Origin of the sequence: Paenibacillus gyeongsangnamensis (assembly GCF_027533625.1) — a bacterium.
Classification (GTDB): Bacteria; Bacillota; Bacilli; order Paenibacillales; family NBRC-103111; genus Paenibacillus_G; species Paenibacillus_G gyeongsangnamensis.
The window spans coordinates 24,333-42,486 of record NZ_JAQAGZ010000013.1; the positions used below are offsets into that span (position 1 = coordinate 24,333).

An 18,154-nucleotide genomic window follows, 5' to 3' on the forward strand; every position below is an offset into this window, starting at 1 on the left:
CATGTACCGATCGCCTAAAGAGCAGTATGTAACGCTTCCGGAGCAGCAGCTCCTCGGCAGCAGCGTGGCGGAGGCCGCCGCATTCGTACCGCCCGCATGGGAGGACGGCGAGTGGACCTCCTCCTATTCATCGGCCAGCGAGCAGTTCAAGCGAACGCCGCGGAAGCCGTCCCGATAACCGGAACAGACCGTTCTCGATAGCAAGCGAGAGCGGTCTGTTTGTTTCTTCGGGAGGGGAAATGTGCTACACTATTGCTAGTTTTGAAGTCATTGCGAAGGGTGGAGGGAAAGAAATCCGATGAGAATCGCCGTGGAACGAGCCGGCTTTGAGGCGCAGGCCAATGAGCTGTTTCATATAGTGAAGTTGTTTTTTGAAGAGGTTGAGCTGCTGGATGAGCCCGCCGTAGAGGCGGAGCTTCGGGTACGTGCCGAGGTTCGGGACCTTGAAGACGGACAGCGTCTGGAGTCGCATGTTCGTCTGACCGTGCAGGAGACGGGGGAAGTGTACGAGAGCCGTCACGACCGGGCGATGGATCTGAAGGAGGGCGGACGCAAACGTACCGTGAAACGCGGCGTCGAGTTCGGTTTGCTGCAGGTGCTGCGCGAATATACCGGCATGGAGCAGGCGTGGGGGATTCTGACCGGCGTGCGCCCGACGAAGCTGATGCACAACATGATGATGAAGCGGGATCTGGAGAGCTGCAAGCAGGTGCTGCGCGACGAGTATCTGGTGACGGAGCCGAAGGTGGAGCTTCTTGCGGGGATTGCGGAGCGCCAGCTGCGGGTCATTCCGGATTTGTTTCATCTGGACCGCGAGGTCAGCGTTTATATCGGCATTCCATTCTGTCCGACCAAGTGCGCTTACTGCACGTTTCCCGCTTACGACATCCGGGGCAACGGAGCGGTGGACGGGTTCCTTGAGGGGCTGCATTACGAGATCCGGGAAATGGGCCGTTGGATGCGGGAGACCGGCGTCAGCATTACTACCATTTATTGGGGTGGGGGCACGCCGACGAGCATCACCGCAGAGCAAATGGAGGCGCTGTTCGTTACGTTGCACGAGTCGTTCCCGGCGATGGACCGGGTGCGCGAGCTGACGGTGGAGGCGGGACGGCCGGATACGATTACGGAAGACAAAATCCGCGTCATGCAGCGCTGGAACGTAGACCGCATCAGCATCAACCCGCAGAGCTTCACGCAAGCGACGCTGGACACGATCGGGCGCCATCATACGGTGACGGAGACGCTGGAGAAGTTCAAGCTTGCGCGCGAGATGGGCATGAATAACATCAATATGGACCTCATCATCGGGCTGCCGAACGAGGGTATGAAGGAGCTGCAGCTGACGCTGGATCGGACGGCGGAGCTGATGCCCGAATCGCTGACCGTACACACGCTTTCCTTTAAACGGGCCTCGCGTATGACCAAGAACAAGGATGATTACGAGGTGGCGGAGCGCGAAGAAATAATGGAGATGATCCGGACGGCGGCCGATTGGACGGAGAAGATGGGCTACGTGCCCTATTACATGTACCGCCAGAAAAACATTCTCGGCAATCAGGAAAATGTCGGCTACTCGCTCGAAGGCTATGAGAGCTTGTATAACATCCTCATGATGGAAGAGCGCCAGACGATTATCGGGCTCGGCTGCGGCGCCGTCAGTAAGATCAATTATCCGAAGGTGGAGCAGGAGGACGGCTACGAGCAGCGAATCGAGCGGTTCCCGAACCCGAAGGACCCGGCGCTGTACAATCAGTCGTACAAGGAATACATCGATAAGAAAATCCGGCTCCTGAACGAGGCCTATCTGGCTCCGGCCGAAGCTTAACTATTCATTCGTTTATATTATTCATGGGGCAAGAGGTGCAGCAAATGGCTTACGGTCGTTCCCGGAACGGGAAAGGATACTTGGTACTGATTTTACTGGCGGTGCTGGTCGTTATCGTCGCCGGAGGGCTTTACGTATGGAAAAAAGGGAAGATCGCCGCACCCGGCGCCGCCGGTCCTGCCGCGCTTAAGCCGCTGGAGAAGGTGGCGACGGTGCAGACACCGAAGGACCGTTACGACGTGATCGTGGTCGGAACTGATCCCGAAGGCGTAGCCGCCGCCGTATCGGCTGCAAGGAACGGCCAGAAGACGCTGCTCGTCGACGGACGCGGACGCGAGATCCTGGGCGGTCTCATGACGCTCGGCTGGCTGAACAGCCTGGACATGAATTATGAGCCTGACCGCGGGCAGCCGAAGCGGGAGGTTCTCAACAAAGGCATCTTCAGCGAATGGCACGGCAAGATCGAGGGCGACTCGTTCGACGTGACGACGGCGGCCAATGCGTTCAACGAGATGGTCGCGAAGGAAAAGAACATCGATGTGCTGTTGAAGACAAGCTCCATGGCCCCGCTTGTAGAGAAAGCGGGGGACCTCTCGGCGGTGACCGGCTTAAAGGTCACATTGGCGGACGGAAGCTCGAGGACGATTGCGGCAGGGGCCGTCATCGACGCGACGCAGGATGCGGACATCGCGGCTGCGGCCGGCGTGCCTTATACGACCGGAAGGGAAGACATCGGCGACAAGAAGGCGCGGATGGCGGTCACGCTCGTTTTTCGCCTGAAGAATGTGACGCCGGACGTCTGGAAGCAGATCCAGCAGCGGCTGGAGAACGACAATGACGACAGCACCGGCTCCAACGCTATGAGCGCCTGGGGCTACAAGGACATGAAGGATTACCCGCCGGTGAACAAAGAGCGGGTCGCGATGCGGGGGCTGAATATCGGGCGCCAGAACGACAATTCGATTCTGATCAATGCGCTGCAAATCTTCGGCGTGGACGGGCTCGACGAGAAGTCCCGGGAGGAAGCGTTCCAGCTGGGCAAGGCCGAGCTTCCGCATATCGTCGATTACATGAAGAAGAAATATCCGGAGTTCGCGGGGGTCGAGCTGGATGCCACCGCGCCTGAGCTCTATGTGCGGGAAACGCGCCACATCCAGGGCGAATACCGCCTCAGCATCCTCGATGTGCTGGAGAACCGCGACCAGTGGGACCGCATCGCCTTCGGCGAATATCCGGTCGATATCCAGCGGCTGTCTCCGGCGGATACGGGCGCAGTCGTGACCGATCCGGAGCAGTATGCGGTTCCGTTCCGCAGCCTCGTTCCGGTGAAGACGGACGGTCTGCTCGTGGTAGGGCGCGCGGCCAGCTACGATACGCTTCCGCACGGGTCGGCGCGAGTCATTCCCGTTGGCATGGCCGAGGGGGAAGCGGCGGGCGCTGCGGTGAAGCTGGCGGCGGAGAAGCATATGAGCCTGCGGGAGCTGTCCGCATCGAAGGAGCAAATCGCGGTGCTGCAGGAACGGCTGAACAAACAGGGCATGGTGCTGAAGCCGTTCAGCCTGGATCCGCAGCCGTTCATGAAGCATCCGGCGTACGAAGGGCTGAAGACGGCCGTATCGCTTGGTTTGGCCTCGGGAGGCTACAAAAACGATTTCAGCCTGGATGCCAAATCGAACCAGCAGCGCGTGATCAATTTGCTGGAGGGCTTCCGCAAGTTTAATCCGGATGCGATGCCGGGGAAGCCTGCGGACGCGCTGGCGAAGGGCGGAGCCGATCCGAAGACGCAGCCGGTTACACTGGAGCAGGCGGCGGCCATGACGTGCAAGCTGCTGAACGTTCCCGCCGGGGAAGGCGGCGCCGCAGCGGCGCTCACGGGCGGAGGCTACTGGAAGCAGGAGACGCTTGGCAAGCTGAAGAATCAACAGGAGCTGACCAACGGCGATACGTATTTGCTGCTGAACGATGTGGTCCAGAAGCTGAAGGCTGTGTCCGTTTCGCATCAACCTTGATAAACGTGCTGGTCCTTGTAAGACAAGGACGGCGCAGCCGTTCAGACTGACGAGAAACCCGGATATGCAGGAAAAATGCAAAGTATAGGTGGGGTATCCCCTGTAGGAGCGATAGCGTCCGCCTTTGTTATCGGGAAATTACCGCTGAATAGCGAATACATTGAATATTTTCCGATAACAACAGCGGCCGGAAGGGGATACCCCACCAGGGTACCAAAGCAAATTTCTCTACTTCATGGGTTTCTCTACTGCCTGGACGGCGCAGCCGTTTATCCTGGAAATGATGCAACCGCTCGAAATATAGGCTTTTTTTGCTTGACTTTGGTAAAGTAGCAGTTTAGAATGGTGAATAATTGGTTACATTAGTTGACAATGATCCGAAGATGGGACAAAGTACTTCGAACCTTGCATAATCAGAGAGGGAAGCCACGGGCTGCAAGCTTCCTATGCGAATCGGACGAACAGACCTCCCGGAGGACGAACGGGGAACGCCGGCATGGCCGGATCAGTAGCCGTTACGCGCGTTGCGGGCGTTATTCGCGGAGTGTGATGGAAGAGCATCGTCAAGTTCGGCGGGAAACAAAGCCGGGCGGGACAGCCGACTCCTCCATCGAATCGTGGGTGGTACCGCGGGAATCCGGATATGGATCTCTCGTCCCTGAGCTTGGCTCTGGGGCGGGAGATTTTTTAGTTGATAAGACTTTATAAGTTTCCGTAACTTTGCTTCGCATCAACCTTGGTAAACGCGCTGGTCCTCGTATTACAAGGACGGCGCAGCCGTTTATCTTGGGCTTTACCTTAGTCAACGAAGGATGCAGAAAGGAGCTTGATTTATACATGAGTATTCAAAAGCCGAAGGGCACGCAGGACCTGCTGCCCGGCGAGATCGAGAAATGGCAGTACCTTGAAGGCAAGGCCAGGGAGCTGTGCCGCCGCTTCAATTACCGCGAAATCCGCACGCCGATCTTCGAGCACACGGAGCTGTTCCAGCGGGGCGTCGGCGAGACGACCGATATCGTGGAGAAGGAAATGTACACGTTCCTCGACAAAGGCGACCGCAGCATCTCCTTGCGGCCGGAGGGCACCGCAGGCGTTGTCCGCGCTTACGTGGAGAATAAGCTGTACGGCGAGCCCGACGTCAGCAAGCTGTACTACATCGGACCGATGTTCCGGTACGAGCAGCCGCAGGCGGGGCGCTACCGCCAGTTCCACCAATTCGGCATCGAAGCGTTCGGCGCCGTCGATCCGAGCCTGGACGCGGAGGTAATCGCTCTAGGGTATACGTTCTATAAGGAGATCGGCCTGCGGGACGTGACCGTCGAGGTAAACTCCGTAGGCAATCCAGCGGTACGGGCGGCTTACCGCGAGCAGATCCAGGCATTCTTCGCCCCTGTGAAAGATAAGCTGTGCAAGGACTGCCAATCCCGGTTCGACCGGAATCCGATGCGGATTCTCGATTGCAAGATCGATCAGAAGTACGGGGAAGGCGCTCCGACCATTCTGGAGTTTCTGGATGAAGAGTGCTCGACCCACTTCGCGGCGGTGCAGCAGCACCTCGAAGCGATGGGCATTCCATACCGCATCAATCCCCGGCTTGTCCGCGGACTGGACTATTATACGCATACCGCTTTCGAATACAAAGCGGCAGGCATCGGCGCCATCGATACGATCGGCGGCGGGGGCAGGTATAACGGGTTAGTCGGCCAAATCGGAGGCAACGACCAGCCGGGCGTCGGCCTTGGCCTCGGCCTCGAGCGCATTCTTCTCGTGCTGCAGGCGCAGGGCGTGGAGATTCCGGCAGCGAAGCCGCTGGACGTGTATTTGATCGGGCTCGGCGAAGCGGCGGAGAAGGAATGCGTCAGGCTGCTGCAGGAGCTTCGCGCCCAGGGGCTTTCCGCGGAGAAGGATTACCAGGGCCGCAAGATCAAGGCCCAGATGAAGTCGGCCGACCGCTTCAACGCGGCTTATGTCGCGATTCTCGGCGACGACGAGCTCGCCCGCGGCGAAATTACCGTGAAAGCGATGGCCACCGGGGATCAAGAAACCGTCCCGCTCGCCGCGTTCGCCGATACGCTGCGCAGCCGGGTTCAATAATTTCACGAAAATAAATTTATTCATAGTGGAGGTAGTCATATCATGCTGTTGAAAACTCATCCTTGCGGATCCCTGACGAAAGCAAACGTAGGCGAGACCGTCACCCTGAACGGCTGGGTACAGCGCCGCCGCGACCTCGGGGGCGTGCTCTTCATCGATCTGCGCGACCGCAGCGGTCTGGTGCAAATCGTATTCAACCCGGAATTTTCTCAAGAAGCGCATGCGATCGCCGATCGTGCCCGCAACGAGTACGTGCTTGCCGTTAAAGGCAAAGTGGTTGAGCGCGACGCGGAAACCGTGAACCCGAACCTCGCCACCGGCGAGATCGAGGTGCGCATCACCGAGATCGAAATCATGAACGCCGCCAAGAACCCGCCGTTCTTCATCGAAGACGGCATCGAAATCGACGAATCGCTGCGTCTGAAATACCGTTATCTGGACCTTCGCCGTCCGGAAATGCAGCGTACGTTGATGCTGCGCTCCAAAGCCGCGAAAGTATTCCGCGACTACCTCGACGAGAACGGCTTCATCGATGTGGAGACGCCGATCCTGACCAAGAGCACGCCGGAAGGCGCGCGCGATTACCTCGTGCCGAGCCGCGTGCATCCGGGCGAATTTTTCGCGCTGCCGCAGTCGCCGCAAATCTTCAAGCAGCTGCTGATGGTCAGCGGGCTTGAGCGTTACTACCAAATCGCCCGCTGCTTCCGCGACGAGGACCTGCGCGCCGACCGTCAGCCGGAGTTCACTCAAGTCGACATCGAGACGTCGTTCCTCTCCCAAGATCAGCTGCTGGACCTGATGGAGAAGCTGGTAGTCCGCTTGTTCAAGGAAACGGCCGGTGCGGACATTCCTACGCCGTTCCAACGCATCAGCTATGCCGACGCGATGGGCAAATACGGCTCCGATAAGCCGGACCTACGCTTCGGCCTCGAGCTGAAGGACGTATCCGACATCGTATCGGAGTCCGGCGTGCAGGTGTTCGCGAGCGTGATCAAGAAAGGCGGCCAAGTCAAGGCGCTGAACGCCAAAGGCTGCGCCGCATGGAGCCGCAAGGAGATCGACGACCTCGGCGTGTTCGCCGCCCGTTACGGCGCGAAGGGCCTCGCCTGGATCACCTACAAGGAAGGCGAGCTGAAAGGGCCGATCGTCAAGTTCTTCAACGAGCAGGAGCTGGAGGCGCTCAAAGTGCGTCTGGAAGCTGAAGAAGGCGACTTGGTGCTGTTTTCTGCCGACACCAAGAAGGTCGTGGCGGACGTGCTCGGCAACCTGCGCCTGAAGATCGGCCGCGACCTGGGCCTGATCGACGAGAGCCAGTTCAAATTCGCTTGGGTCGTTGACTTCCCGCTGCTCAGCTACGACGAGGAAGAGAAGCGCTATGTGGCGGAGCACCATCCTTTCACCCGTCCGAAGGAAGAGGACCTGCACTTCTTCGATACCGATCCGGGCCAAATCCGCGCCCAAGCGTATGACCTCGTGCTGAACGGCTACGAAGTGGGCGGCGGCTCGATGCGAATTTACAAGCGTGAGGTGCAGGAGAAAATGTTCTCCGCACTCGGTTTCTCTCCGGAAGAAGCTAACGATAAATTCGGCTTCCTGCTGGAAGCCTTCGAATACGGCACGCCTCCGCACGGCGGGATTGCGTTCGGCTTCGACCGTTTGGTCATGCTGATCGCGGGACGTACGAACCTGCGCGAGACCATCGCGTTCCCTAAGACGGCGAGCGCAACCGACCTGCTCATGGACGCTCCGGGTACCGTGGACGACAAGCAGCTGGAGCAGCTGTCCATCCGTATCGCGCTGAAGCAGCCGGCCAAATCTTAAGCGAGCGAGGAGACGTTTCATCATGCTGAACCAGTTTTCCCGAACGGAGCTGGCGATCGGACCGGAAGGCCTCGAGGTGATGAAGAACAGCACGGTAGCCGTGCTGGGCATCGGCGGGGTCGGTTCGATCGCCGCCGAGGCGCTAGCGCGTACGGGCGTCGGCCGCATCGTGATGATCGACAAGGACGTCGTCGACATTACGAACGTGAACCGGCAGATTCACGCCCTGACCACGACGGTCGGGCAGCCGAAGGCCGAGCTGATGCGCGACCGCATCCTGCAGATCAATCCCGAGTGCGACGCGATCGCGCTGCGGATGTTCTATACCGAGGAGACGTACGAGCAGCTGTTCGAGTATCCGCTGGATTACGTGCTCGACGCTTCGGATACGATTTCGTACAAGATTCATCTGATCAAGGAATGCCGCCGCCGTAAAATTCCGCTCATCTCAAGCATGGGCGCGGCCAACAAGATGGACCCGACGCGGTTCCAGGTGGCGGACATCTCTAAGACGTCGGTCGATCCGCTGGCCCGCGTCATCCGGCAAAAGCTGCGGAAGGAAGGCATTACGAAGGGCGTGAAGGTCGTCTTCTCCACGGAGGAGCCGGCCAAGCCGAGAGCCGACGTCACGCAGAAGATCGTGCCGGAGAATGCTCCGGAGATCCGCAAGGCGCAGCAGCCGCCGGCCAGCAACGCCTTCGTTCCGCCGGTGGCGGGGCTCATTGCGGTCAGCGTCGTCGTCAAGGACCTGCTGAAGAAAGCCGGGCTCCCATAAAGAGCGCAGGAAGCATCCGGGGAGGCCTCCCTCTCCGGATGCTTTTCTATTTCCCCGCGGTTGTTTTATAATAGAACACATCAACTTTCAAGTAGAATGCGAGGCCCTGTGATGGACTTATTTTCAATGGCGGCCGAGCGCAGCCCGGAAGGCAAGCTGCTGGCCGACCGGATGCGCCCGGTCACGCTGGATGAATATATCGGACAAGAACAAATCGTAGGCCCCGGCAAGCTGCTGCGCCGCGCGATCGAAGCGGACCAGGTCACGTCGATCCTGTTGTACGGTCCTCCGGGGACAGGGAAGACGACGCTCGCCAATATCATCTCGCACCGGACCTCCGGCATTTTCGTGAAGCTGAACGCCGTCGACGCGAGCGTGAAGGATGTGCGGGACGTCATTGAGCAGGCGAAGCAGAACCGCGCGCTGTACGGCAAGAAGACGATTCTGTTCCTCGACGAGGTGCACCGCTTCAACACGTCAAGACAGGACGCGCTGCTGCCTGCGGTCGAGCAGGGCATCATCATCTTCATCGGCGCAACGACGGAAAATCCGTTTCACCATGTGAACGGAGCCCTCTTGTCGCGCTCGACGCTGTTCCAGCTGCAGCCGCTGACGTACGAGCATTCGCTGATCGCGATGCATCGCGCGCTGGCGGACAAGGAGCGCGGGCTAGGCTTCCTGCCGCTCGAGGTGGAGGCGGCGGCGCTGGAGCATCTGGCGCGCATGGCCGGAGGCGACATCCGCCGGGCGCTGAACGCACTGGAGCTTGCCGCCCTGACGACGCCGCCGGAGCGGGACGGGACCGTGCGCATTACGATGGAGGTAGCGGAGGAGTCGATCCGCCGTCCCATTGTAAAAGCGGACGAGTCCACTCAGTACGACGTGCTGTCGGCGTTTCACAAGAGTCTGCGGGGCTCGAGCGATGCGGCGCTCTTTTGGTTCATCTATGCCGTGGAGAAGCTCGGCATGGACCCGATGACGTTCCTGCGGCGGCTGATCGTCATGTGCAGCGAAGATATCGGTCTTGCCAACCCGCAGGCGATGGTGCAGGCGGTCACCGCCATGGACGCTTACCACAAGATCGGCTGGCCCGAGGCGCAGTACGGCATCGCCCAGGCGATCCTGTTCGCGGTCGAGAGCCCCAAATCGAACGCCATTCCCCTGGCGCTCGGCCGGGTGTCGGAGACGATCGAACGGCTGCGTTCGGCCGAGGTGCCCTTGCACCTGCGGGATACCCATTATAAAGGGGCGGAGCAGCTAGGCCACAAGGGATATTTGTATCCGCACAATTTTCCGGGCCATTATGTGGAGCAGCAGTATTTGCCTGACCCGGTGCGGCACGCTCACTTCTATGACGCCTCCGAGCAGGGGATGGAGGACAAGATCCGGCAGAACCAGGAACGGCGTCGCCGGAAGCCCTAAGGCTGGGGGGATAGCCGTGCCTTTAGGGCTCCGTAAAGGAATAAAGGATCATGTGACGGAAGGGCATTGATGATCCTTGCCCAAACCCATCTTCGATGAAAGATGGGCTTCTTTTTTATGTCGCGATTCGCCGGGAAGGATAGACATTATTCGCATGGTAGCATATGATCTTTATATGAGTATGTGTTCATATATAGTAAGCGGGGGATAAGATGAAACCGACGGACCACGTGTTTTTGCCGGAGGAGACTGTAGAGCAGGTTTCCCTTATTTTCAAGGCGGTGTCCGATCCGTCCCGAATTAAAATCCTGTTTCTTTTATCGCAGGAGGAATGCTCCGTCAATCATCTGGCGGAGGTGCTGGACATCTCGCAGTCGGCGGTCTCCCATCAGCTGGGATATCTTCGCCAGCTGAGGCTTGTCAAATTTCGCAGGGAGGGACAAACCTTGATCTATTCCTGCAGCGACGATCATGTCATAACGCTTCTGCTGCAGGCGATCGCCCATGCGAAGCATGAAGGAGGCCGACCCCGATGAGCTGCGGGAAGGATTGCAATCACCGGCACGAGCACGCGAACGAACATGAGCGTAATGACGGCGGTCACCGTTCGCACGAACGGGGTCACGATCGCCATGACGGCTCTATGACATCAAATCAGCAAAGCCACCATCACCACCATCAGCATGACCATCATCACGGACATCATCATGGGCACCATCACCACCATGGCCATGCCCACGGGCATGACGGCAACAAGAAGGGACTGACGATCGCACTAGCGATTACGATGGGAATCCTGCTTGTCGAGTTCTTTGGTGGCCTGTGGACCGATAGTCTGGCGTTACTGTCCGACAGCGGCCATATGCTGAGTGACGCGGGCTCCCTGGCCCTAAGCCTCGCAGCCTTCTGGTTTGCGGCGAGGCCTGCATCTCCCGGCAAGACGTACGGATTCCACCGCTTCGAGATTTTGGCGGCGCTGTTTAACGGCGCGCTGCTGTTCGTCGTAGCGGGCTGGATCGTGTGGGAGGCGGCGCAGCGGCTGATGGCCCCTCCGGAGGTGCACAGCGGGCCGATGATGGTCATTGCCTTCATCGGCTTAGCCGCCAATCTCCTCAGCGCCTGGTCTTTAATGAAGCAAGGCGACGTTCACGGCAACCTGAATCTCCGCAGCGCTTACCTGCACGTGATTGGAGACGCACTCGGATCGGTAGGGGCGATTGCGGCGGGGCTGGTCATGTATTTCTTCGGCTGGTATGCAGCCGATCCGATCATCAGCGTGATCGTCGCGTTACTGATTCTGAGAAGCGCCTGGGGCGTTCTGTCTCACTCGATCCACATTCTGATGGAGGGAACCCCTTCCGCTGTCGATCAGCTTGAGGTCAAATCGGTCATGGAGCAAATCTCGGGCGTCATCGACGTGCACGATTTGCATATTTGGACGATTACCTCGGGCATGGACTCGCTTAGCTGCCACCTGCTGGTGGAAGAAGATCAGGACGGGCAGCGTATTCTGCAGGAGGCGATTCAGCGGATCGAGGAACGCTTCCGGATCCGGCATTCGACCATCCAGATTGAGACTTCCGCCATCCGGCATGCTGAACTTCATTAAGAAAAACGGCTAGCGGCCTCTCCTTCAGGAAGGGCCGTTCTTTTTTTTCGGGCGCTCCAGGGTGCCCATATTAACGACAAAATGAAAAAGTTGCCCTTGACAAAACTTTTTGCAGATATACAATAAAAGTAGGCACAAATTCGGCCATCATGCATACATTTAAGGTTATAAGGAGATAAACCGGGTTATTCAAGAGAAAGTCTCTCTTTTTTTACCCAAAAGTTGACTTAGGGCAAAATTTTTTGCTTGACCCATCTATAAAAAATAATGTTATCAAGAGGTGAATTCCTATGAGTGATCAAGCTACTTCCCTTGCTGCGGAACAAGGGTGGCGCAATACCAGCAAGCAGCCTTCATTGCCTGAGGTGTACGGCTCGCTGCGCGTGCCCAAGAAGGGCTCCTGGATCAAGAAATTTCTGGCCTTTGCCGGCCCCGGCTATCTCGTGGCGGTTGGTTATATGGACCCCGGGAACTGGGCTACGGATTTGGCGGGCGGCTCTAGGTTCGGCTACACCTTGCTGTCCGTGATCCTGTTCTCCAACTTGATGGCTATGCTGCTTCAAGCGCTTGCGGGCAAGCTCGGAATCGTAACCGGACGCGATCTCGCGCAGGCCTGCCGGGACCATTACAGCAAGCCCGTCGTCATCGGGCTGTGGGTGCTCTGCGAGCTCGCGATCGCCGCGTGCGACTTGGCCGAGGTGATCGGATCGGCCATTGCGCTGAAATTACTGTTCGGCATCCCCCTGATTTACGGGGTCATCATTACGGCGCTCGACGTGCTGGTTGTGCTGCTGCTTCAAAACCGCGGCTTCCGCTTCATCGAAGCGCTCGTCATTACGCTCATCGGGACGATTGGCGTTTGCTTCTTTATCGACATCATTTTGGCGAAGCCGGAGATCGGCGGCGTACTCAAGGGCTTCATTCCGAGACCGGAAATTGTGACGAACCCGGAAATGCTCTACATTTCCATCGGCATTCTCGGCGCAACGGTGATGCCTCACAATCTGTACCTGCACTCGTCTATCGTGCAGACCCGTCAAATCGAGCAAACTGAGCTCGGCAAACGGCAGGCGATCAAATACGCCACCTGGGACTCTTCGATCGCTTTATTCTTCGCGATGTTCATCAACGCGGCTATTCTCATCATCGCTTCCGCTACATTCCATCAAGCGGGCTACACGGAAGTCGCCGAGATCGAGGATGCCTTCCATCTGCTCGCCCCGCTGCTCGGTACGACCGCAGCCAGCGTATTGTTCGGCGTAGCGCTTCTGGCTTCAGGGCAGAACTCGACATTGACCGGCACACTGGCAGGCCAGATCGTGATGGAAGGTTTCCTGAACATCCGGCTCGCTCCTTGGCTCCGAAGATTAATTACACGGCTGATCGCCATCGTCCCTGCCGTGATCGTAACCGCGGTTTCGGGGGAAAAGGGTACCGCCGAGCTGCTCATTCTGAGCCAGGTGGTCCTGTCGCTGCAGCTGTCCTTTGCGGTGATTCCGCTGGTGAAATTCACAAGCGACAAGAACAAAATGGGCGAATTCGCCAATTCCCGCTTGATGAAAAATTCAGCCTGGACTGTGGCGGTAATCATTGCAGTCTTGAATGCCTATTTATTATTCCAAACTTTTACGGAGTGGATTCACTAAAGCTTCATGGGCACCCTGTTTCGCGGCCTACCGGCCGGGCAGGGTGTTTTTTTTGCGTTGCTAAGAATTTATAAGTTTTCGCAACTTATAGCTTCGCATCAACCTTGGTAAACGCGCCGGTCCTTGTAAAGACAAAGACGGCGTAGCCGTTTATCCTGGGCTGTCAACCGGAAACAAGCCGGAGCATAAGATGGAATAAGCTGCGGGGATTTGTCGTTCTACCGCCCCGCCCGGCTGTATAGTTTAATAATAAACCACCGGGCGTCCCCTCGGCAGCTGTGGCTGCCGGTTGCCCAATTGCAGGCTTAAGGGAGGTGTACCTGTTCATCCCACTCCGGTGAGCAGGTAATGCATTTGAGTAGTGATCCGCTGGCGCTCGCTCTATATATCGGTTTGGTACTGCTGCTTGTGTTTTTGAACGGGTTCTTCGTGGCGGCCGAATTCGCCATAGTGAAGGTGCAGCGCGCCCGCATCGATCTTCTCGTGAAGGAAGGAAAAAGGAACGCCCGCTTGGCGGTATCAATCGTAAGCCATCTGGATGCCTACTTGTCGGCTTGCCAGTTGGGCATTACCCTGGCCTCCTTGGGGCTGGGCTGGATTGGCGAACCGGCGGTGGCGCTGTTCTTGCACCCGCTGCTCGCGCCGCTCGGCCTGCCGGCGGCTGCGGTCGACGCGCTGGCGTTCACGGCGGCTTTTACAATCATCACGATGCTTCATATCACGCTAGGCGAGCAGTTCCCGAAGACTTACGCCATCCGCAAATCGGAGCAAGTGACGCTGCTGTCGTCGGGACCTCTGGTATGGTTTTATAAAGGCATGTATCCGCTCATCCTGCTTCTTAACGGGATGTCGGGTGCGCTCCTCCGTTTGACGGGGATCGAGCCTACGGCTGAGCACCGGTCCGCCCATACGGAGGATGAGATCCGGGTGCTGATGAAGGAAAGCAACCGCAGCGGGCTCATCGACAGCACGGAGCTGGCTCTCGTGGATAATATTTTCGATTTCACCGAAACGCATGCCCGCGAAATTATGATCCCCCGGACCGAGATGGTCTGCCTCTATACCCAAATGAGCTTTGAGGATAACAAAACGATTGCCATCAGCGAGATGCATACCCGGTACCCCGTATGCGACCCGGACAAAGACCGGATCATCGGCTTCGTACACATTAAGGATTTGCTGCGGTCCGATGAAGCGAACGATATCCGAAGCTACATCCGTCCGATCACGAAGGTACCGGAGTCCATGCAGATCAGCGCGCTGCTCAAGCTGATGCAAAAGAAAAGGGCGCAGATGGCGCTCCTCATCGACGAATACGGCGGCACCTCGGGGCTCGTCACGTTCGAGGATATTATCGAGGAGATCGTTGGAGAAATTCAGGACGAATTCGACGAGGAACGGCCCCGGATCGAGAAGCGTGAGGACGGCACCCATTCGATTGACGGCCGCCTCCTGATCGAAGAAGTGAACAGCTTCTTCGGAATGGATATCGCGTCGGACGATTACGATACGATCGGGGGATGGATCTACTCCCAGGCTGAGATTCCGCCGAAGAAGCATCAGCGGGTCCCCTATAACGACCTTTGCGAATTCGTGATCGAGGAGACGGACCAGCTGCGCATCACGAGGGTAACCGTCCGTCCGTTAAGCGACGGGGATAAGAAGCCGGCAGACGGCCTGGACGGGATGGAAGGGAGCTGACGGCAACGGTTCGTTCATAGAGTCCTGGCGGCAGGAAGCTGCGCCGGGGCTTATTTGCATTGCAGTGCAACACTGTTACGTAATACTGTCGATATATAGGCTTGCCAGTCAACGCTGCTTAACGTAACAATGTGCCATGAAAGACAAGCTTCTGGCGCTTATATGCCGGCATTGGGCATCTTCTCACTGGATCGTTGCATAAAAATAGCGAAACAAAGTTCGAGAATCACCCTTTACAACGTAACAGTGTTATGTTACACTGTGAAACAAGGGGGTGCAGGAATGGAGCAGCAGTTGATTTCCAAGAAAGATTTGCTGGAGCTGACCGGCATATCTTACGGACAATTGTATCGTTGGAAGCGGAAGAATCTCATTCCGGAGGAATGGTTTATCCGCAAGTCGACGTTTACCGGACAGGAGACCTTTTTTCCAAAGGAGCAGATTCTGGCCCGGATCGATAAGATTTTGAACATGAAGGACGATTTGTCGCTCGACGAGCTGGCGGATGTTTTCTCGCCCAATCTTGTAGAAGCGTCCATTCCGCGCGGCGATCTGGAGAAGCGGGGGCTGATCTCGCCGCAGTCGCTGCAGCTGTTCGAACAATACTACGGGGATACGGACGTTTATACCTTTGACATGATTCTTCACGTGTATCTGCTCGACAAGCTGCTGCGCACCGGCGAAATTACTCTGGAAGAAGGCAGAATTCTGCTGGAAACGCTGCAGGAGCATTATCCTAAGTTCAAGGGCATGCCGTGCGAGCTTGTTTTTTTTCGCAAGATGGGCGTCTCAGGCTTTCTGCTTAGCGGAAGTCCGAACGAGTTATATTTCGAGAAGCTGGTGCGCATGGTGGCACGGATTCCGATTGCGGCAAGCGTTGAAGAATTGAAAATGAAGCTATCTTAAACTGTATGGGAGGGAACAATATGGACAACAATAATCGCGGAGATTTGGTCATCTCGGGAAGCGGGAGCGCCTCGGGCGGACTGTATGCCAATGTGAAAATTAACGGAGAGGGCAAGGTTTACGGCGATCTACAGTGCAATCAGATGAAAACCAACGGGGCGAGCGAGGTTCGCGGAACCGTATCGTCCGAATCGATCATTGTAAACGGGACCGTCAAGATTCAGGGCAGGGTGGAGTCCGGTAAGATCAACATTCATGGGGAGCTGCGCAGCGGCGGTGATTTAACTTGCCGGGACGTGAAATGCCACGGATCGGCGCATGTGAAGGGACGTTTGACAGGAGAGCTGGTCGATCTGGAGGGAGAGCTCATCGTTCAGGACGACTGCGAGACGGAAACGTTCGCGGGAAAAGGCGCCTTCAAGATCGGAGGTCTGCTCAACGCGGGCGAGATCGACCTGATCTTGTACGGCCCGTCCCGGGCCCGGGATATCGGAGGTGAGCGCATTACCGTCCGCAAACGCGGATTATCCGCCATGCTGAACCCGTTTATCGCGCGCCTCGTACCGCATTTGGACGTGGATACGATTGAGGGGGATGAAATTCACCTCGAGAACACGAAGGCCAAGATTGTCCGCGGCAGCCGGGTGACGATCGGCGTCGGTTGCGAGATCGATCTGGTGGAATACAAAGAATCGTTCACGCCGCTTAAAGGAGGCAAGGTGCATGACAGCAGGCAAATCTAGCCGGAGCCGGCTCGGGTTCGTGGTGGCCGGGCTTCTGCTGGGGATTCTGATGTCCTCGATGGACAATACGATCGTCGCGACGGCGATGGGGACGATCGTAGCCGATCTGGGAGGGCTCGACAAGTTCGTCTGGGTTACCTCGGCTTACATGGTGGCGGAGATGGCCTCCATGCCGATCTTCGGCAAGCTGTCCGATATGTACGGGCGCAAGCGTTTCTTCATCTTCGGCATCCTGGTGTTTCTCATCGGCTCCGCCCTGTGCGGTACGGCTCACAGCATCACCCAGCTGAGCATATACCGGGCGATCCAGGGAATCGGCGGCGGCGCGCTTATGCCGATCGCCTTCACGATCATCTTCGACGTGTTCCCTCCCGAGACCCGCGGCAAGATGTCCGGTCTGTTCGGCGCCGTATTCGGCTTGTCGAGCATTTTCGGACCGCTGCTGGGAGCTTATATCACCGATTATATCGGCTGGCACTGGGTGTTCTACATCAATCTGCCGCTCGGCGTCGTGGCGCTCGGCTTGATTCTGTTCTTCTACAGCGAATCGATCCAGCACTCGCGTCAAAAGATCGACTGGACCGGTGCGTTCACGCTCGTCGGCGCCATCATCTGTCTCATGTTCGCCCTGGAGCTGGGAGGCAACAAATACGACTGGGGCTCCTCCGTTATTCTCGCTCTGTTCGCAGGCTTCGCGGTGCTGTTCGCGCTGTTCCTGTTCGCCGAAACGCGGGCGGAGGAACCCGTCGTCTCGTTCTCGATGTTTAAGAACCGGCTGTTTGCTTCCAGCACGCTGATCGGCTTCTTCTATGGTGCGGGGTTTATTGTAGCAACCGTGTATATTCCGATCTACATCCAAGGCGTGCTGGGCGGAACCGCCACGAACTCCGGCCTCATTCTTCTGCCGATGATGCTGGGAACGGTCGTATCGGCGCAAATCGGCGGCTTCCTGGCGGGCTCGGGCAAAATGAACTACCGCAGCATCATGATCATTTTCTCGCTGATTTTCCTCGCCGGAATGGCGCTGCTTACAACGCTAACGCCGGCGACGCCGCACTGGCTTGTGACGATGTACATGATTCTCGCGGGGCTTGGCGTGGGCGCTTCGTTCTCCGTGCTCGGCATGGCCTCCATTCAAAACTTCGATGTCCGCCAGCGCGGCTCGGCCAGTTCGACTTCGGCCTTCCTCCGGTCGCTTGGCATGACGCTCGGGATTACCATCTTCGGCATTATTCAGCGCAACCTGATGACGGGCAAGCTGGACAGCGTCTTCGCAGGTTTAAGCGGAGCGGGGCAAGGAATGAAGAACGCCGACCCGCGCGAGCTGCTATCGCCGGAAGCGCGGAAGGCGATCCCGGCGCCGGTATTGGATAAGATTACGGCGGCGCTGTCCTCCTCCATTTCCCAGACATTCCTGTGGGCGCTAGTACCTGCCGTGCTCACCGTCTTGTTCGTGCTGTGGATGGGGAAGGACCGGATGCCTCGTCCCGCAGCTTCGGGGGAGCCCGCTAAAGAACGGGCCGCTTCCCGGGTTCCTACACATTAATTAAAAAAACAGCGGATCTTGGCGGGAGCTATCGCTCCCGCCAAGATCCGCTGT

14 protein-coding genes are annotated in these 18,154 nt (G+C 57.7%); all 14 read left to right on the forward strand.

Going from position 1 to position 18,154, the window contains the following annotated elements:
• Position 1: 1 nt before the first annotated feature.
• The 14 genes from O9H85_RS19815 (at position 2) to O9H85_RS19880 (ending at position 18,100) form a co-directional block, all read left to right on the forward strand.
• Positions 2-178 (forward strand): hypothetical protein, encoded by a 177-nt coding sequence (locus O9H85_RS19815; protein ID WP_269883156.1) that lies wholly within the window; start codon positions 2-4, stop codon positions 176-178.
• Positions 179-298: 120 nt separating this feature from the next.
• Entirely contained in the window at positions 299-1,828 is a 1,530-nt protein-coding gene (locus tag O9H85_RS19820; RefSeq protein ID WP_269883157.1) for a coproporphyrinogen III oxidase, read from the forward strand.
• Between the two features lie 44 nt (positions 1,829-1,872).
• Positions 1,873-3,837 carry an FAD-dependent oxidoreductase gene (locus O9H85_RS19825; protein WP_269883158.1) on the forward strand — a complete coding sequence of 655 codons (1,965 nt, stop codon included), beginning with the start codon at positions 1,873-1,875 and terminating at the stop codon, positions 3,835-3,837.
• Positions 3,838-4,674: 837 nt separating this feature from the next.
• Positions 4,675-5,931, forward strand: a complete 1,257-nt coding sequence (gene hisS, locus O9H85_RS19830; RefSeq protein ID WP_269883159.1) for a histidine--tRNA ligase — start codon at positions 4,675-4,677, stop codon at positions 5,929-5,931.
• Positions 5,932-5,973: 42 nt separating this feature from the next.
• Positions 5,974-7,752: an aspartate--tRNA ligase gene (gene aspS / locus O9H85_RS19835; RefSeq protein ID WP_269883160.1), complete on the forward strand. Its 1,779-nt coding sequence runs from the start codon at positions 5,974-5,976 to the stop codon at positions 7,750-7,752.
• A 22-nt stretch (positions 7,753-7,774) separates the two neighbouring features.
• Entirely contained in the window at positions 7,775-8,527 is a 753-nt protein-coding gene (locus O9H85_RS19840; protein ID WP_269883161.1) for a tRNA threonylcarbamoyladenosine dehydratase, read from the forward strand.
• Between the two features lie 111 nt (positions 8,528-8,638).
• Positions 8,639-9,949 (forward strand): replication-associated recombination protein A, encoded by a 1,311-nt coding sequence (locus O9H85_RS19845; RefSeq protein WP_269883162.1) that lies wholly within the window; start codon positions 8,639-8,641, stop codon positions 9,947-9,949.
• 212 nt (positions 9,950-10,161) lie between these two features.
• A complete protein-coding gene (locus O9H85_RS19850) occupies positions 10,162-10,485 on the forward strand; it encodes an ArsR/SmtB family transcription factor (protein WP_269883163.1) in 324 nt (107 codons plus the stop codon).
• 107 nt (positions 10,486-10,592) lie between these two features.
• Positions 10,593-11,558 (forward strand): cation diffusion facilitator family transporter, encoded by a 966-nt coding sequence (locus O9H85_RS19855; RefSeq protein ID WP_269883317.1) that lies wholly within the window; start codon positions 10,593-10,595, stop codon positions 11,556-11,558.
• A gap of 290 nt (positions 11,559-11,848) precedes the next feature.
• Positions 11,849-13,204 carry an Nramp family divalent metal transporter gene (locus tag O9H85_RS19860; protein WP_269883164.1) on the forward strand — a complete coding sequence of 452 codons (1,356 nt, stop codon included), beginning with the start codon at positions 11,849-11,851 and terminating at the stop codon, positions 13,202-13,204.
• Between the two features lie 354 nt (positions 13,205-13,558).
• Positions 13,559-14,905 carry a hemolysin family protein gene (locus O9H85_RS19865; RefSeq protein ID WP_269883165.1) on the forward strand — a complete coding sequence of 449 codons (1,347 nt, stop codon included), beginning with the start codon at positions 13,559-13,561 and terminating at the stop codon, positions 14,903-14,905.
• Positions 14,906-15,187: 282 nt separating this feature from the next.
• Positions 15,188-15,811: a YhbD family protein gene (locus O9H85_RS19870; protein WP_269883166.1), complete on the forward strand. Its 624-nt coding sequence runs from the start codon at positions 15,188-15,190 to the stop codon at positions 15,809-15,811.
• A gap of 20 nt (positions 15,812-15,831) precedes the next feature.
• Positions 15,832-16,554, forward strand: a complete 723-nt coding sequence (locus O9H85_RS19875) for a polymer-forming cytoskeletal protein (RefSeq protein ID WP_269883167.1) — start codon at positions 15,832-15,834, stop codon at positions 16,552-16,554.
• Positions 16,535-18,100, forward strand: coding sequence for an MDR family MFS transporter (locus tag O9H85_RS19880; RefSeq protein WP_269883168.1), 1,566 nt, complete (start codon positions 16,535-16,537; stop codon positions 18,098-18,100). The genes O9H85_RS19875 and O9H85_RS19880 overlap by 20 nt, the downstream gene beginning before the upstream one ends.
• Positions 18,101-18,154: the final 54 nt, after the last annotated feature.